19 protein-coding genes are annotated in these 15,180 nt (G+C 44.1%); all 19 read right to left on the bottom strand.

Translation table 11 applies throughout. From position 1 onward, the window contains the following. Positions 1–9: 9 nt before the first annotated feature. Positions 10–360: a hypothetical protein gene (locus PGR14_RS03380; RefSeq protein WP_006426970.1), complete on the bottom strand. Its 351-nt coding sequence runs from the start codon at positions 358–360 to the stop codon at positions 10–12. After that, positions 360–2,690 (bottom strand): VirB4-like conjugal transfer ATPase, CD1110 family, encoded by a 2,331-nt coding sequence (locus PGR14_RS03375; protein WP_199596345.1) that lies wholly within the window; start codon positions 2,688–2,690, stop codon positions 360–362. The genes PGR14_RS03380 and PGR14_RS03375 overlap by 1 nt, the downstream gene beginning before the upstream one ends. After that, a complete protein-coding gene (locus PGR14_RS03370) occupies positions 2,683–3,123 on the bottom strand; it encodes a PrgI family protein (RefSeq protein WP_007884640.1) in 441 nt (146 codons plus the stop codon). Before PGR14_RS03370 ends, PGR14_RS03375 begins: the two co-directional genes overlap by 8 nt. 3 nt (positions 3,124–3,126) lie before the next feature. Beyond that, positions 3,127–3,558, bottom strand: a complete 432-nt coding sequence (locus tag PGR14_RS03365) for a DUF4313 domain-containing protein (protein ID WP_007884639.1) — start codon at positions 3,556–3,558, stop codon at positions 3,127–3,129. A 4-nt stretch (positions 3,559–3,562) separates the two neighbouring features. After that, positions 3,563–4,405: a hypothetical protein gene (locus PGR14_RS03360; protein WP_172590441.1), complete on the bottom strand. Its 843-nt coding sequence runs from the start codon at positions 4,403–4,405 to the stop codon at positions 3,563–3,565. 87 nt (positions 4,406–4,492) lie between these two features. Beyond that, complete coding sequence (locus PGR14_RS03355) at positions 4,493–4,810, bottom strand: glutamyl-tRNA amidotransferase (protein WP_044927371.1); 318 nt, start codon at positions 4,808–4,810, stop codon at positions 4,493–4,495. An 87-nt stretch (positions 4,811–4,897) separates the two neighbouring features. Further along, the gene (locus PGR14_RS03350; RefSeq protein WP_154301185.1) at positions 4,898–6,622 is read right to left on the bottom strand and encodes a VirD4-like conjugal transfer protein, CD1115 family; all 1,725 of its coding nucleotides are present in this window, start codon (positions 6,620–6,622) and stop codon (positions 4,898–4,900) included. Positions 6,623–6,645: 23 nt separating this feature from the next. Continuing rightward, the gene (locus PGR14_RS03345; protein WP_080543130.1) at positions 6,646–6,900 is read right to left on the bottom strand and encodes a DUF4314 domain-containing protein; all 255 of its coding nucleotides are present in this window, start codon (positions 6,898–6,900) and stop codon (positions 6,646–6,648) included. Positions 6,901–6,940: 40 nt separating this feature from the next. Next, positions 6,941–7,285, bottom strand: coding sequence for a hypothetical protein (locus tag PGR14_RS03340; RefSeq protein ID WP_270222971.1), 345 nt, complete (start codon positions 7,283–7,285; stop codon positions 6,941–6,943). A gap of 49 nt (positions 7,286–7,334) precedes the next feature. Continuing rightward, positions 7,335–8,309 carry an ArdC family protein gene (locus PGR14_RS03335; RefSeq protein WP_044927355.1) on the bottom strand — a complete coding sequence of 325 codons (975 nt, stop codon included), beginning with the start codon at positions 8,307–8,309 and terminating at the stop codon, positions 7,335–7,337. A 5-nt stretch (positions 8,310–8,314) separates the two neighbouring features. Next, positions 8,315–9,121: a PcfB family protein gene (locus PGR14_RS03330; RefSeq protein WP_007884625.1), complete on the bottom strand. Its 807-nt coding sequence runs from the start codon at positions 9,119–9,121 to the stop codon at positions 8,315–8,317. 2 nt (positions 9,122–9,123) lie between these two features. After that, positions 9,124–10,413, bottom strand: a complete 1,290-nt coding sequence (locus tag PGR14_RS03325) for a relaxase/mobilization nuclease domain-containing protein (protein ID WP_118198977.1) — start codon at positions 10,411–10,413, stop codon at positions 9,124–9,126. 6 nt (positions 10,414–10,419) lie between these two features. Continuing rightward, positions 10,420–10,728 (bottom strand): plasmid mobilization protein, encoded by a 309-nt coding sequence (locus PGR14_RS03320; RefSeq protein WP_024852688.1) that lies wholly within the window; start codon positions 10,726–10,728, stop codon positions 10,420–10,422. Further along, positions 10,707–10,877, bottom strand: coding sequence for a DUF3789 domain-containing protein (locus PGR14_RS03315; protein ID WP_117482321.1), 171 nt, complete (start codon positions 10,875–10,877; stop codon positions 10,707–10,709). The genes PGR14_RS03320 and PGR14_RS03315 overlap by 22 nt, the downstream gene beginning before the upstream one ends. A 138-nt stretch (positions 10,878–11,015) precedes the next feature. After that, complete coding sequence (locus PGR14_RS03310; protein ID WP_015513330.1) at positions 11,016–11,339, bottom strand: DUF7768 domain-containing protein; 324 nt, start codon at positions 11,337–11,339, stop codon at positions 11,016–11,018. An 81-nt stretch (positions 11,340–11,420) separates the two neighbouring features. Further along, the gene (locus tag PGR14_RS03305; RefSeq protein ID WP_023923433.1) at positions 11,421–12,224 is read right to left on the bottom strand and encodes a DNA-methyltransferase; all 804 of its coding nucleotides are present in this window, start codon (positions 12,222–12,224) and stop codon (positions 11,421–11,423) included. A gap of 20 nt (positions 12,225–12,244) precedes the next feature. Continuing rightward, positions 12,245–12,991, bottom strand: coding sequence for a hypothetical protein (locus PGR14_RS03300; RefSeq protein WP_118198978.1), 747 nt, complete (start codon positions 12,989–12,991; stop codon positions 12,245–12,247). 6 nt (positions 12,992–12,997) lie between these two features. Further along, positions 12,998–13,975, bottom strand: a complete 978-nt coding sequence (locus PGR14_RS03295) for a DUF3991 and TOPRIM domain-containing protein (protein ID WP_004614519.1) — start codon at positions 13,973–13,975, stop codon at positions 12,998–13,000. Then, positions 13,975–15,135 carry a methionine adenosyltransferase gene (gene metK, locus PGR14_RS03290; RefSeq protein WP_118198979.1) on the bottom strand — a complete coding sequence of 387 codons (1,161 nt, stop codon included), beginning with the start codon at positions 15,133–15,135 and terminating at the stop codon, positions 13,975–13,977. Before metK ends, PGR14_RS03295 begins: the two co-directional genes overlap by 1 nt. Between the last annotated feature and the right edge of the window lie 45 nt (positions 15,136–15,180).

The following is a 15,180-nucleotide window of genomic DNA, read 5'->3' as shown; positions in this document are numbered from 1 at the left end:
TCTCTTATCTCATCGGGCAACATCCCGATGTTTCTTTTTTTCCTGCTGTTTCTGCAACTGCTCCACCTGTCTGATTGCCTCATTTACCAGTGGATGTTCGTTGTAATATGGCACAAGTTCCAAGTCTCCCCTGTCTTTTGATGACAACGGTAATGGATATTCCATGTCTGAATAAATTGATTCTGGATCATGAATAGAAAACTCAATAGCCGGACACATATTGGCAGATGTTCTACAATATTTCTGGTACTTTTTATATGCCTCTTCCAGCGTTCTGCATTTTGTATATTCTCCTAAATCATGGAACTCACCGCACTCTGCAGCATAAAAAGTTATCGTTACTTCTTCTTTTTTCTTCATTATGATTCTCCCGGTTTTGTTGTCATTAGTTTATAAAGGTCTGTATTCTTTGGGAACGTATTCTCAAATGGTACGATATTCCCAGAGCAACGGATTAGGCCACTGCCAACCGATACATTTGTAATATAGGACAGTTGGTTTTCGGAAATATTCAAAAGAGCTGCCAATTCTTCCCTGTCTGTACTTGCCTGATTCAAAAGAATCAAAAACTCACTGTTTGCCAACATCAGTCTTGCAGTGTCCGATTTCAGAAGTTCCTCAACATTTTGGGTTAAACCTGTCACGAATCCATTGTATTTTCTGATTCTCTTGTACAGTCGGTAGAAGAAATTTGCACTGTATTCATAGCGGAATAACAGATAGAACTCATCGGCAAATATCCATGTCGTTTTTCCTTCTTTCCAGTTCTGAATTACCCTGTTGAAAATACTGTCTAAGGTAACCAGCATTCCCAGTGGCATAAGCTGTTCCCCCAGTTCCCGGATATCATAATCCATGATCCTGTTCTTCTTATTCACATTGGTCGGCTGTGCAAAGGTGTTCAGGCTTCCATTGATAAAAAGTTCGGATGACAGTGCAAGTCCCCTTGCCTCTTCTTCCGGCTGTAACATCAACTGTCGGTACATATCTTTCAATGTCGGAACTTCTCCGGTATAACCACTTCGGATATAATCCCGGTACACATCTGCAGCACAGCGGTCCAGGATTGACTTTTCTTTTGCTGACAGGTTTCCTGCTCCAACCAACTGTTCAAATACAGACAGAATAAACTCCGATTTTTCAATCAGTGGATTCTTTTCATTGCCGTAGGCTGCGTCCATATCCATTGCATTCAGGTGATTGTCTGATGTCGCAGATACTTTTACAACCTGTCCACCCAGAGCCTCTACTAATTTTGTGAATTCGGACTCCGGATCAAGAATCAGGATATCGTCATCGGTACTCAATGCCAGATGCACAATCTCTTCTTTTGCCGAAAAGCTCTTTCCTGATCCACTGACGCCCAACCGGAAACTGTTTCCATTCATCAGTTTCTTCCGGTCGGCTACCAGAAGGTTCTTGCTGACTGCATTCTGCCCATAATAGATACCGCCCGGCTGCAGGATTTCCTGTGTATGGAACGGGATTAAAACAGCCGTTGATTCCGTTGTCAATGTACGCAGGGCATTGATCTTTCGCAGTCCGTAAGGAAGCACTGTATTGAGTCCGTCCACTTGCTGCCACTTTAATGTTGCCATCTGGCACAGATGCTTTCTTGCTATCGACAATAATAATTCCGTATCGGAATCCAACTGTTTTTTACTGTCTGCCAGATGTACCATTGTCAAAATTCCGAACATCATACGCTGGTCTCTGGTTGTCAGATCATCGAGCATTTCCTTGGTTTCTTTTCTCTGAAGTTCCATATCGTATGGTACGATTGCCGAGAAGTTATTATTAGCGTTCTGCCTTCTCTGCCAGTTGGTCACGTTGGTTTCCACACCAAGCAGTCGGTTCTGGATTTCCCTTACCGCTTCATCCGTAGGGACTGGCAGGATATCAATCGACAATATCAGATTCCGGCTGAAGTCACACAGTTCTGAAATCATGTCATCTTTAACATAACTTGCATAATCCTGCATATACAGGACTCTTCCGTACCTGTCACCGATTTTAAAATGGTCACGTTCAAATTCCATAGAATCCGGACACATCCAGTCCTTGAAACTTGTTCCCTTCTTGGCAAATTGTTTCAGATCAAACGGAAATGCCTGTGGGACATCTCCCTTGAAGAAGTCCCTGAAAATCTGGAGCCGGCTCTCTGCGTCCAGTCCTTCTGCTGTGGACGATAACTTTGCCAGATGTGTTACGATGTCTGTTCCGATACGTGCAAAATAGGTTCTTGCATCGTCAATCGATCTTTTATGTACACTGACAGTCAGATACCGTTCCTGATAGATGCTGTTGTTTGTTCCTGTAATCTTAGACAGGAGCATTTCGTTGTATTCTTCCCGATAGTGGTCCAGTCCATCTTCCTTCATTGGAAGCAGGATTGATTTTTCAAATTCTTCTTTATTGATTCTCCGGTTATTGATGGTAATTTTGGCAGAAATGCCGGAATCCAGTGAATTTAAGAGTTCGGAATAATCCAGAAACATTTCTGTCTTATTGTCCTTACTCGCAATATAATAGTTGATATCTGTAAAACGATATGTTTTTGAGAATTTCGTTCCCTGTTGAAAAATTCCATCCGGCCAGATTCGCTGGATGGGAATTGCCTGTTGGACTGATTTCGGAACTTTGAAGCGTTCCTTATCCATCCGAAGTGCCTGACTTAAGGTTTTAATCAAAGGCATCACTCCTTCCCTTGCGTTTCTTTCTCTGTTTTGCTTCTGCTCTTTGCTCCCGCTCTTTTATGATTTCCGCTCCATCCTTTTGATTCTTTTCTCCCAGCGAGATGGTCTCCTGCATGCAGGAGTAGTGGATATCTTCCGACTGAAACACCAGTTTCTTCGGATACAGCAATTCGGATTTGATCACTGCCCATAAAAACTGTTCGGCTGTCATACCATGATATTTGAAAAAGCCACAGGCAGCAAATGGAGTAGCACCAAGCACACACAGCCATCCGGTTATTTCCTGTCCGGTAATTTCACGCATTCCAAAGTAAATTCCGATTGCTGTAAGAATCGCAAGAACAGAACACACACATTGTCTCAGGTCCAGTCCCATAAACATGGATTCCTGATAGTCCCGGATTTCTTTATTCATCTTGACTTCCATAACTTATCGCTCCTTTCCTCTGCTTTGTTTCTTCGTTTTCTGTGGTTTTTCTTTCGGTACTTCTATCCCGGCAAATCTACAGTGTTCTGCAACGCCTTCCGGATCAAATTCCGCAAGTCTTGCTAGATCAAACGCTACCTTCTGATAGGTTGCATATCCTGATCTTCCTGTTTCATTCAACACTTTTCCTAGTTTATGTTCCTTGATAAAATGAAGCATATCCTTGGTAAAATCTCCTGTTATAAAAGCCTCATTTGGCTCTAAGAACTGATAGGGCAGATTAATGGTTACATCTCCAAAATCTTCCCATTCTCTCCCTTCCTTATGGCAGAGTCCTACATATAAATTTCCATTGTTCCGATAAGAGCTCACTCGTATTGCTACTGTCTCACGTCCAAATTCCCAGTTATATCTTAATGTTTTCTTTATATCCATATTTTTAACCTCCAAGTCCCATCATTTCTCTGACAATACGGTCAGATGCCTTAATTGCTCCAACCAGCACCAGTAAATTAAATACCAGTTCTCCGACATAGTTCCACACGATTGTAACTGCACTCAACTCCGTATCTCCGACAGCCGGAGGGCTTGCTGCATAAGCAGAAAAGATAATACATGCCAGTGCAATAATTGCCCCTTCCAGACATACGCCTACATAAGAACGGATAAAGTTCTTTCCAATGGACTGCGTGGGTTCTCCTGCAAATGAGGAAATCGGAATCGGGGCGATTGCCGTATACATATAGATTTTGAACATTCTGCCATACACTGTCAGGATCATTACAAATGACAATACAGTGATCAGCAGACTGCCAAGCAGTGTAACAATCCACAACGGAATGGATTCCAGCATTCCCACGCTCTCAATCTTATCTACAATCTCCGTTGGCAGTTCCGTCACGCTTCCTGCCATACTGGAGCCACTCATTACGGTTGTCACGATTCCCTGCACAATGGAAAACAGTGCCTGCATAAGTTCCATCCCGTATGTAATTGCTCCCTGAGCAAGTGCAAACCGGATAAATGCTTTTAGCACATGTTCCGGCTTTTTCAGATCTGTAAAACTGCCACACGTTTTAATGATTCCGGCTGCGAAAAATAATACCAGTAATCCATAAGCAATGGCTGTCAGTGCATCATTAATATTTACCATAATCCGCCAGATGCCGCCGCCCTTAAAAGTTGCCGGATTTTCGGTCAGCAGAGTCCACAGTTCTGCCATCTTTTCACTCCATGTGGATAGTGCTGAGTTTAGATTCTGTACAATCCAGTTATCACTCAAAAACTCTCACCTCCTTAAACATATTTTTGAATACAGGAGTACCTTCCGGCACTCCTGCTGTTTCCTGATATATTTTTTCAAAGAGGCTTACGCCATAATCAAATCGAGGATTTCTTTGGCGAACGTAATAATTACCCCTCCGGCCAGTGTCAGAAATCCATTTGCCCTCTGGCTTGGATCATGGCTTTTTAAAGACAGACCAACCTGCACAACACCAAATCCAAGCAAAATCAAACCGATCGCACGAATCAGAGAAAAAATAAAGGTAGACAGGTTATTGATAACGGACAACGGATCTCCGGCTGCGAATGCGGTCGTTGCTCCAACCGTTACGGTCAGTACCAGTGCCATATAAAGGCTCATCCACTTTTTCTGTTTTCTCCCCATCGGCATCGGGGTTATCATTTTTTCAGTTGTATTCTTTTTTGTTCTATTTTTTTCTCCTGTGAGAAGTTTCTTCAATACACATCACTCCAATCCATCAAAAAACTGCTATTCACCAAGGATGTCCTCGGTAGACAGCAGTTCGTAATCGTCTAATCTGTTAATGTCAATCTTTAGGTCGTCGTGAGCCAGTGGTGTTTTCGCATAATCATAAGGCGATGCACCACCGTCCTCTGTGTATCTGAAATTCACATGCTTTTTTAAATCATATTTATCGTCCATGATCGGACGCTCCCCACGAATAAACAAAATCGCTTTGCGGTTATCTAAAAGCCGTATTTCATCCGGTGTTAAAAGTTCCCTTCCTGTCTGCTGATAATTCACCGAATAGCTGCCGCTACGCCCTTTTGTCTGTCCGTAGGTATTGGTATCCAATGTCTCTTTTCCCAATAATTCCGAGACATACTTATGTCCTTCTTTTTCATTTCCACCCAGATATAAAAATTCATCGCAGTTGCCGATCAGACTCTCATACGAGTCTTTAAATAAGGCTTTCATCTGTGCAATGTTCTGGATGATGATACTGCAGGAAATCCCTCTGGACCGCATGGTTGCCAGAATCTTGTCAAAATCATCCGGCAAGGCTACGTTTGGCCATTCATCCATAATGCAGTGTACCGGAATCGGAAGCCTTCCTCCGTACTTCCGATCTGCCACATAATACAGTGTCTGAAACAGATTACTGTAAATCATGCCGACCAGATAATTCATGCTGGTGTCTGCATCCGGAATACAGCAAAACAGTGCTACTTTTTTCTCCCCAATACTGTATAAGTCCAGTTCGTCCGTACAGGTCAGGTTGGCGATTTGTTTCAGATTGAACGCTGCCAGACGGACACCAACCGATATCAAAATAGACTTTGCGGTCTTTCCGGCCGCCTGCTTATAAATGGCATACTGCTTGACCGCAATACTCTCTGGGTCCCGCATTTCCAGTCTTTCAAACAAAATGTCCAATGGTGACTGGTAATCCTCATCATCTTCTTTGACCTGTGCGCTTCCAAGCATTTCCATAATCATCGGGAAGTTCTGTTCTTCCGGTGGAGCTTCATGCAGTAAATACAGCATAAGTGCCTGTAAAAGTGCAGTCTCTGACTTTTCCCAGAACGGGTCCGAGCTTTGTGCACCTTTCGGTGTCGTGTTGCGGATCAGGTTGTTAATTAGTTTCAGCACATCCTTGTCATCCCGGACATACGCAAACGGATTATAACACCAGGAAGTCTCCGGATTGATCAAATCAAAAACCCGGACTTCATATCCATTCCGTTCCAGAACACCTCCTGTTTTGCGCAGAAGTTCCGCTTTCGGATCTGTGATCACCATCGAGCAGTTGCACTGCATGATGTTCGGAATCGCATAGGTCCGGCTCTTTCCTGCCCCGGAACCTCCGACTACCAGCACATTTAAATTTCGTTTATGCTTATATCCATCCAGTCCCATGCGGAAATGCTGTGTCAGAAGCAGATTATTCGTGTACTGCTTTTCGCAGTAACGTCTGCAGATTTCGGACACGTTGCCCCATTTTGCGGAACCATGTTCCACGCCTCTTCTATAATTTCTTTTTTGGGATTCATAAATACCAATGCCTAAGAAATAGGCTGCTGTGAATATCAGAATACATTTGAACGTATACGGTGTATACGTGATAAAAAACGGCTGTTCGAGTTTTTCGCTCAGCGTTTCTAAGATTTGAATAAAATTCTTATCCGGTGTAATGGCACAAGCGGTAATCGCTGCCGCCCACCAGACAAATGGCAGAAAGACAAGATACAGAACCCAGTCCTGCTTTTTTGTACTTATCTCTGCAAGTCAGATTCTCTTTTCTTGCGTGGCTTTTCTTCTGGATGTCCCTGTCCTTCTTTCTTATGAAAGGAATCCACTCCCGGTATCAGTGAGAGACTTCTGCCGTTGTCCCACTTAACACCAAGCTGGCCTGCATCATCCACATACTGCACAGTTCCTTCCAGTCCCTGCGGCATACCCGCTTCTCCATCCATCGAATTCAGACAGATTCTTGTTCCTGCCGGATACTGTTCTCTAAGTCTTGCCACTTTTTCTCTTGAATAAATGACCAATCAACCACTCCTTTCTCTACCAGAACATGTGTCTGCTAGTATTCGGTTTTGCAACCTGAATAATAACTTTATCTATTCCATCACTGTATCTTACGGCTGCAAGATATTTACTTCTGAGTCTGTTCAGTGCCTTACGGATCTGCCTTTGTTCCCCGGCTGTAATCTGCAGTCGTTTCTGAGCGAGGTCGTATTCACTTACTTTTTTCAGAAGAGCTTTCGTTTCTTCCAAACATTCATCCTGCTCACTCTGCGCCTGTAGCTCATCATTCAGTGCCACCACGAACATATTTTTCATAATGTTATCCTTCTTCAAATAGTATTTTGTCATCTGGCTGACCTCCTTTTTTGTTACACCAACCATATCACAAGACCTCCGTAATAGCTACTCCAACCGTCCAACTTTTTCACTTTTATCGTTCCGGCTGGTTCTTTGCTTTTTTCTCTTTTCCAGATGCTTTTTCATCCTTGGTTTCCGGTGTTTTTACAGGGTCTCCGATTGCGAACTCATCGGTTACATACTCCTGTTCCTTTGCACCAAAATTCCGTTCGATATGGTTTCGGATACTATAGGAAGCCTGACGGACATCATTTAAAAAGTCTCTCAGTTCCTGTGGATCTTTCTTTCCACATTCATTTCTCTGTGCAATATACTCCAGATTGAATCCGGTAACATCCACACCATAACGTTTCGCAATCACATAGGCTGCACAATAAGCCTGTGCACTGACTTTCTGTCGGCTGTAGGTTCCGGTATGCTGGTCCAGTGCTGCACACGCCAGTTCTCTGTTCAGTGCATGGAATGTCGTTACTTCACTCATTCCGTTGCGGATATAAATGGTACGGTATCTCGGATTGTACTGGGCCTGCACTTTGTCTGGCAGATCATCCTCAATCTGCACACGTACCGACTGGTCTTTTAAGACAGTTCCTATCAGTTCTGTCAGACTTCGCTGAGGGCGTTCTTCCAATGGCTTTCCAGACATCTGACTGATGTCAAATCCTTTTCCAATCGTATACCCTCTCCGCATTTCTCCGTCTTTTTCGTATTCAGTGGAAATCATATAAGTAATGCCATGTTCCCCGACTTTGACCGAACGGTGTTCTTCTCTCCAGCGTTCATAAGACCTTACCACCTTAAAATCTGGATGCTGTCCGTAAATCAAAAGCAGATTCGGTGTTCTCTGGGTATTACACTCTGCCATAAAGTCCAGAAAGCCTTTCAGTTTTTCTCCATCCTGAAAAACTCCCTGTGCCTGTGAATCTACTTCAGCCCATACCTCTTCTCTTTCCTGCTGTTTTTTGGCTGCATATTCTTCTTTCGTCAATTTCTGTTCAGGAACCTGCTGTTCTTCCGTTCCCCCTGAAATCATATCTGTTAAATCCATATACATTACCTGCCTTTCGTTTTCATATTCTTACGTTTCTTCCGGCTCTCTCTGGCATTTTTCCGTCTGTCCGGCCTCTTACGTTTCTCTTCCTGTTCCTTGCGGATATCTCCGAGTTCTTTCCGCACAGATGGTTTTTCATTCTTTTCTTTCCAGCTAATTTCCCGATCGGAAGAAGTATTTCTGTTGCGCGAGAAAGGTTCGGATGGATTCTTTTCTTCCCCCTCCTGCGCCTGTGTAAAATTTCCTTCCGGGAAAGCCTCATCCCCGATCTGGAACATTTCTTCCGCATCGTCCAGTTCAAATTCTATCTTGCCTTCCGGCAGGACAACGGTCTCTGTCCGTACATTCTCCCCGGTTTCTTTTTCCATCTGGTTTTCTGCCTTTTCCGGTGCAGTCTCTTTTTCCACTGCTTCCGTAACCATAGAGCCTGATTCTGCTTTTACAAAATCCAGATTCATCCGGTCTAATACCCGATTCATCTTCGCTGCATCATCTGCAAATACCATGACCTCTGTCTGGTCCGGATTCACCTTATCTTTGATGACTACATATAAGATACCTCTCGCCTTGGCTTCTTTTGCAAATTCTTTTAAACGGTCACCCGGAACGGTAAAAAATTTCATCGGGCGCTGTTCCTTTAACATTCTGGTAAGTCTTGTTTTCCCTCTTGTCTTTTTCTGGTCCTTCAAGGCGGCAGCAATAAAGACTGCCACATGCTTTGCTACATTCCCGGTGATCTTCAGCGAATACTCCATCCCTTCCAGACTGTACCGTACCACCTGATCTGCCGGTTCTGCTCCGTAATTCATACTTATCTCATCTCCTGACTTTTCTGCATTCTTTCTTTATCTTCCACACGTTTTTCATTCTGGCTCTGTTCTTCCGCTTCCTGAAGTCTCGCTTCGATTTCCAAGGAATGTTTCTCAATCTGAACGGTCATACGAACTTCCTTACGGAGTCGCTTCAATTCCTCATTGATTTCGGACAATCGTTCTTCCCCAGTCTCCCTGCCCCCATTCCGATACAATCTTCTGCGTTCTTTCATAAGTTCCGCAATCTGCTTTTGCAATGGCTCTCGGTACGCGGCAAGCTGCTCTCTGGTTATGATGTCATGTTTCAGTAGAAATTCAATCTGTTCAATCCTGCGGTCCAGTTTCCGGATATCCTCTCTGACAGCGTATGGACTCCTTTTCGGTCTTTTTGGCAGTACCCCCATTTGATATAAATAGGAATAATACAGTGCCTGAATCCCGGTCAGTTTCTTTTTGGGATGAATCTGTACTGCCTTTTGATAGACTCGTTTCACCTTTGGCTGTAGTATCTGCCCACGTATTTCCTCTTCGGAATAGTTTTTTCCGAGAGAACGCAGACGGATATACCGCTCCATTCCCGGAGCTTTTAAAGAAATGTATTTCCTGTTCAGTTTCCATGTATAACCCCGCTTTTCCATCTCTTTTAGGAATTGTAACCAGGAGTAGCTTTCCTGTACCGATTCCCTGATATCCAAACGGATCGCCATTCTCCATGTCGGTTTTCCTTCCTGTTCTGCTTTCCACTGTACATAAGGGATTGATTTTTTCTGATTGGATTCAATGATAGACAGACCATATTTTCTGCACAGGTCATCGGAAATCTTACGGATCTCCGTATAATAACTCTTAGCATTACTATGGTACTTATGTCCGTCCACCATGCTTACAGAATTCCAGACAATATGATTATGATAGTGTCTGGTATTAAGATGTGTTGTTATGACTACTTCAAACTGTCCTTTTAAGAGCCGGTCTGCCAGTTCCTGCCCGATGAGATGTGCCAGTTCCGGTGTCACCTCACCTTCTGCAAAACTCTGTACCAGATGGTATCCTTCCACACCGCCCATCTTATGGAATCTCTTTTTCGTTGTCAGCATATCTTCATACGCATTTTCATTGGTGCATCCGATGGTATCTTCGAAGACCGCTTGTTCCGTCTTTGTCCGGTTCATGGCATAATCAATGGCAGCCTCCAGAGAGTCTGCTTTCTGTGTGGTTTTTTCTTTGTCTTTCACATATTCGATGGAACGGTCCAGGCGGTGGACGGGGATAACACTTGTATAAGCCATCTGTCATTACCACTCTTCCTTTACCAGATGCCATGTCTCTTTGGTAAGCCGGAGCATTTCCTGTACACTCTGCTCACTTGCCATTCCCGAAGCATTCGCAACATGGGCAAGCTGGTTCGCATTATTGCACAGACCCGCTATCTTCCTAAGCAGTTCCGGGTGATGTTCACAAGGTTTTGCGTGTACCTGTGCTCCTAAGATCAGCGAACGCATAAACTCTTCCCGACTCAGTCCGCTTTTTTCCACCTGTTCCTCCAATTCCCTGAGTTCCCTTGCATTTAACCGCACCGGGATCACATGGTTTCGTTTTCGCATTGCATCACCGTCCCTTCTCTTTTCTCTTTCATCATATCGCCAAGCTCCTCATCGGATTTTTTCGCTGCAACCATGCAACAGGTCACTATCACTCCTATAAATCCTCCGCTCATCAATGCGATTACAATCATTACTCCATTTCTTAACATGACTTGATCCTTCCTTTCCATTTCCGTCTGTGTCCGGGGGATTGGGGTTCTCCCCAAAGTGCGTTTGGATATCCAAACGCTATGCTTGCAATACGAGTACCACCAGTTTCTGTAGCACTGGATTGACTCGATTCTGATTTATTTTGATTCTTTTATCTGTACCAATCCATCAAGTGTCGTACAAATGATATGGAGTCTGTCTGCCATACTGATTTCGGTATTCATTGTTCCTGTCACTTCTTTTCCACATACGACTACCATCCGGCATCTCCGTAAAAGGATATGTGACATTCTTCCATATCCCTGCATATCTTCTGCATCGGACTCTTCCAAGAATGGTGAGAATACAAATCTCGGACAGATTGGTACATACCCAAGTTCATAGATTTTTCTGCAATATTTCTGCACTTTTACCCGGCTTTCTTCTGCTGAACAGCACACATAAGCCAGCGCCTGTTCCATACGCTCCATCTCCTTCCTGCATCCAGTTGGATGCCATGCATTTTCTCTATAAAAAACAAGATGTCCAATTGGACATCCCGGCTACTTTTCATCCTCTTTCTGCTCTGCTTCTAATGCAATTCTCACTCTGTCACTTCCCAGTTTGTAGTAGGCATCTGTTACCTCAATTCCCACTGCACGATAACCTGTCATAACCGCTGCAAGGACAGTCGTTCCTGCCCCGGCAAACGGGTCCAGGATCAGACCTCCCGGTTCGCAAATCTGGATGACATCTTTCATAAGCTGCAACGGCTTCTCTGTCACATGAATCCGGTTCTGCGGATTTCCATATCGGAAGACGCCCGGCAGACAAGATACTGGACGGTTGATTGGCATCGGTCCGTTACTGCCCCACACAATGTATTCAGCCTGCTGGCGGAAACGGCCTTTCTGTGGACGGGAGTTTCCCTTATCCCACACCGCTGTTCCTCGCCAAATCCATCCTGCCCACTGCAATGCATCGGTAATCGATGGATACTGACGCCAGTCAATGAACAGACAGATCGGAGCTCCTTTCTTGCAGGCTTTCCGCACATCGTAAAGCCACTCGGCCATCCAGTGAGTCCATGATCTCTGATCTTTATTGTCCCCATCAAAATCCGGAAGTGCATTTGCAGCACTCATACTGCTGTATTTCTGGTTTGTAGTACGATTTCTTTCATTCTGCTTTGTTCCACCGGACGCATACGGTGGATCGGTAATGACTGCATCAAAGATTCCCGGCTGGAATGCTTTGACCAGTTTTAATGTATCTCCATGTAATATTCTCCAGTTTTCCCCTTCGGCATATTCCTCTGGGTATGTTCCCTCTTTCATAAGTTCTTCCAAACTCAGGCCATTTGTCATAGGCATCATCCTTTCTTTTCTCAGCGTTCCGGCTGATTTTTCTTCTTTGTCTTTTTATTTTCTTTTGGTGGTGGACTCAACTCGGTTTCCACATATTCACTGATAATCAAAAGTGCTTTGTAATAGTCCCCACTTTCCAATACCCTTTTACACATTTCTTTTGCTTCTGCTGTCTGTTTATTCTTTTTCAAAATAGTTGAGGCATCGCCCATAATGGAAAAAATATTCCCATTATGTCCAAGGAGCTGTAACTTGGGACGTTGTTTCTCAGGCTTTGTCGGAATCTGCTCTGTTTTCTTCTCATACATTTTCGGCTGTTCTATATCAGGATGCCAAAAATGCACATTCAGCGTTCCTCCATCTACCTTGATATCCCTCTGCTCAAATCCTTCACCCCAACCGTCACTGTACTGTCCTGTAATGTATTCAGTGAATTCCTGTAGTTCTTCCTGACTTAAAAGTTCATTTAATTCCAGTTTGGTACATCCGTACAGGATTCCGTCTTTGTTTTCTATCGTAACAACTGCACTTTGTATCTTTCCCTGAATGGACTCACTTCCCTCAAAATACTGCATGAGATCATCTTCCCCATAGCGTTTCAGTTCTTCTCGGATGACTTCTTCATAATCGGCAAGTTCTGTTCCATCTAACGGCATTCCATATTCACCACTCTCCGACCAATCTTCTTCCCATTCGGATTCTTCTGAATAAAGATTTCCAGTCAGCTCTGTCAACAGATGTATGTGTATCGTTCCTTTTTCTTCCATTCTCTATCACCTTCTTTCTAATGGTCTGTCCCTGCATTTATTTGCCTGCTTTTTTTCTTTCGCAAGGTCTGCATAATCTGCCCCTTCTTTTTCCGGCAGATTGCAAATAATCTGATACGTTCCCTCGTAATGCTTTTTCATCTGTTCTTTCGCCCATCTCCCTGCAAAGTCATTATCGGTACAGATTTCAATTTCTTTGATTTCCGGATGATTCTTCAGAAATTCTTCCAGTGCGTCCGGCGGCTTTTTAAAACGTTCACTCTGTATCTGTGCGTTTTCTTTCGGAGCAGCGATTCCCCCAAGGGAAAGACGATATTTATCCCTATTTCCCTCTTCCAGTGTCATGTGTGCCAATGCATCAATACACGCTTCATATACGGCAACTCGCTTTGTTTCTCTTTCAGGTGGAATGCAAAAGCTGTACTTTTTTTCACTCCCGGTCTGCTCCATCTTGAATCCCTTCCCGTTTTTTTCATAGATTCCTCGCAGGAATGCATATCTTGCTTTTCTGGATTCATCTTTCCCAACAAAAACAGCGTTATGGTACGGGACACTTTCATAAAGGATTTCATGTGAAATACAATATGTGATCACTTCATCGCTGATTCCTCTGTGGTTTAAATAAGCCCTGATTCGTCTGCAATTACAATACCTCTCCGGCAACTTAAATGGCAGTTTTTCCCTTTCCACAGCCTGTGTCGGAATAAAAGACGGACTCTCTTCGCACAACAGTTTTACGGCATCTGTAAATTTCATTCCATCTACTTCAATCAGGAACCGCAGTGCGGACACGCCACCGATATCTCTAGATTTCCAATGCCATTTGCTGGACAGTTCATTGATTTTAAAACTGTCATGATCCGTCAACTGCCATTCATTTCTAGTCCTTGTCTTTTGCAGCCGCTGTGCCTGATGCGTTCGCAAATACTCATACGCAGTCATATTTTTTGCTGCCTGAATCTCTTCTTCCGTTACCCAGGGCATTACAGAATTACGTCCTGAAGAGCCAGTACCTTATCCGTCCGCTCCCAAGGAAACTCCTTTCTTCCAAAATGACCAAAAACTGCCGTCTGACGGAAAATCGGACGATTCAGTCGAAGGGATTCCATGATCTGAACGGGTGTCACTCCAAACACCAGTGGGATTGCTGCCGCCAGACAATCATCCGCACACACTTTTCCTGTACCAAAGGTGTCTACCTCAATCATAACCGGCTCTGCTACTCCGATTGCATAAGCCAAAGACACCTGACACTTGCTTGCAAACTCAGCAGCTACTATATTTTTGGCGATATACCTTGCCATATAAGCTGCCGAACGGTCTACTTTCGAACAGTCTTTTCCCGAAAATGCACCGCCGCCATGCGGAACCATACTGCCATAAGTATCCACCATCAGCTTTCTTCCGGTCAGTCCGGTATCTGCATCAAATCCTCCGCACACAAATTTTCCTGACGGATTGATCAGAATCTTCGTATCCTCATCCGGCGGCAGTAATCTGAGTGCTGAGCGAAGCACTTTCTCTCTGATCTCGGCATCTAACTTCTTCAGGTTCTTTTCTGCACCATGCTGGCAGGAAACAACAACACTTTCCAGTCTCACTGGTTTTCCATCTTCATATTCTACGGTTACCTGTGCTTTTCCATCCGAAAAGATATCTTTGATATATCCGCTTCTTCTGCAAGCCGAAAGTTCACGTGTGATCCGGTGTGCCAGAACAGTCGGCATTGGCATAAGCTGCGGAGTATCATCACACGCATATCCGACCATAACACCCTGATCTCCAGCTCCCCTGCTTCTATCTCTTAATTTTGCGCCGATATTATCCCGAAATTCTTTCGACACACTCACTGCTTTCGCAATATCTGGACTCTGCTGGTGTACAAACGTATCCATTTCTATCCCATCTGTACAATATCCACACTCTTCTAAAACTTTTCGGATCACATCAAACACTGGTGGTTCATATCCGCTGGTGATTTCTCCTGCTACAAACACATTTCCTCTTGTAGCAAGGACTTCACACGCCACTCTCGAAGATGGATCGTAACGCAGACATTCATCTAAGATTGCATCTGCTATCTGATCGCATACTTTATCCGGGTGTCCTTCTGTTACTGATTCTGCTGTATAAAAACGTCTCATCTTTCTTCTCCTTATCTACAGACAGGGCAGGCGCTGCCTTATGCA

This window comes from Coprococcus sp. AF99-45 (assembly GCF_027663865.1).
GTDB lineage: Bacteria > Bacillota > Clostridia > Lachnospirales > Lachnospiraceae > Allocoprococcus > Allocoprococcus comes.
This window is presented reverse-complemented; position numbering and strand designations above follow the sequence as displayed.

What these genes read in the sequence shown, in the direction of transcription:
- PGR14_RS03380 (WP_006426970.1), bottom strand. Translation starts at nt 360, where the DNA reads ATGAAGAAAAAAGAAGAAGTAACGATAACTTTTTATGCTGCAGAGTGC.
- PGR14_RS03370 (WP_007884640.1), bottom strand. Translation starts at nt 3,123, where the DNA reads ATGGAAGTCAAGATGAATAAAGAAATCCGGGACTATCAGGAATCCATG.
- PGR14_RS03365 (WP_007884639.1), bottom strand. Translation starts at nt 3,558, where the DNA reads ATGGATATAAAGAAAACATTAAGATATAACTGGGAATTTGGACGTGAG.
- PGR14_RS03355 (WP_044927371.1), bottom strand. Translation starts at nt 4,810, where the DNA reads ATGATAACCCCGATGCCGATGGGGAGAAAACAGAAAAAGTGGATGAGC.
- PGR14_RS03340 (WP_270222971.1), bottom strand. Translation starts at nt 7,285, where the DNA reads ATGGTTGGTGTAACAAAAAAGGAGGTCAGCCAGATGACAAAATACTAT.
- PGR14_RS03335 (WP_044927355.1), bottom strand. Translation starts at nt 8,309, where the DNA reads ATGGATTTAACAGATATGATTTCAGGGGGAACGGAAGAACAGCAGGTT.
- PGR14_RS03330 (WP_007884625.1), bottom strand. Translation starts at nt 9,121, where the DNA reads ATGAATTACGGAGCAGAACCGGCAGATCAGGTGGTACGGTACAGTCTG.
- PGR14_RS03325 (WP_118198977.1), bottom strand. Translation starts at nt 10,413, where the DNA reads ATGGCTTATACAAGTGTTATCCCCGTCCACCGCCTGGACCGTTCCATC.
- PGR14_RS03320 (WP_024852688.1), bottom strand. Translation starts at nt 10,728, where the DNA reads ATGCGAAAACGAAACCATGTGATCCCGGTGCGGTTAAATGCAAGGGAA.
- PGR14_RS03315 (WP_117482321.1), bottom strand. Translation starts at nt 10,877, where the DNA reads ATGTTAAGAAATGGAGTAATGATTGTAATCGCATTGATGAGCGGAGGA.
- PGR14_RS03310 (WP_015513330.1), bottom strand. Translation starts at nt 11,339, where the DNA reads ATGGAACAGGCGCTGGCTTATGTGTGCTGTTCAGCAGAAGAAAGCCGG.
- PGR14_RS03305 (WP_023923433.1), bottom strand. Translation starts at nt 12,224, where the DNA reads ATGACAAATGGCCTGAGTTTGGAAGAACTTATGAAAGAGGGAACATAC.
- PGR14_RS03300 (WP_118198978.1), bottom strand. Translation starts at nt 12,991, where the DNA reads ATGGAAGAAAAAGGAACGATACACATACATCTGTTGACAGAGCTGACT.
- PGR14_RS03295 (WP_004614519.1), bottom strand. Translation starts at nt 13,975, where the DNA reads ATGCCCTGGGTAACGGAAGAAGAGATTCAGGCAGCAAAAAATATGACT.
- metK (WP_118198979.1), bottom strand. Translation starts at nt 15,135, where the DNA reads ATGAGACGTTTTTATACAGCAGAATCAGTAACAGAAGGACACCCGGAT.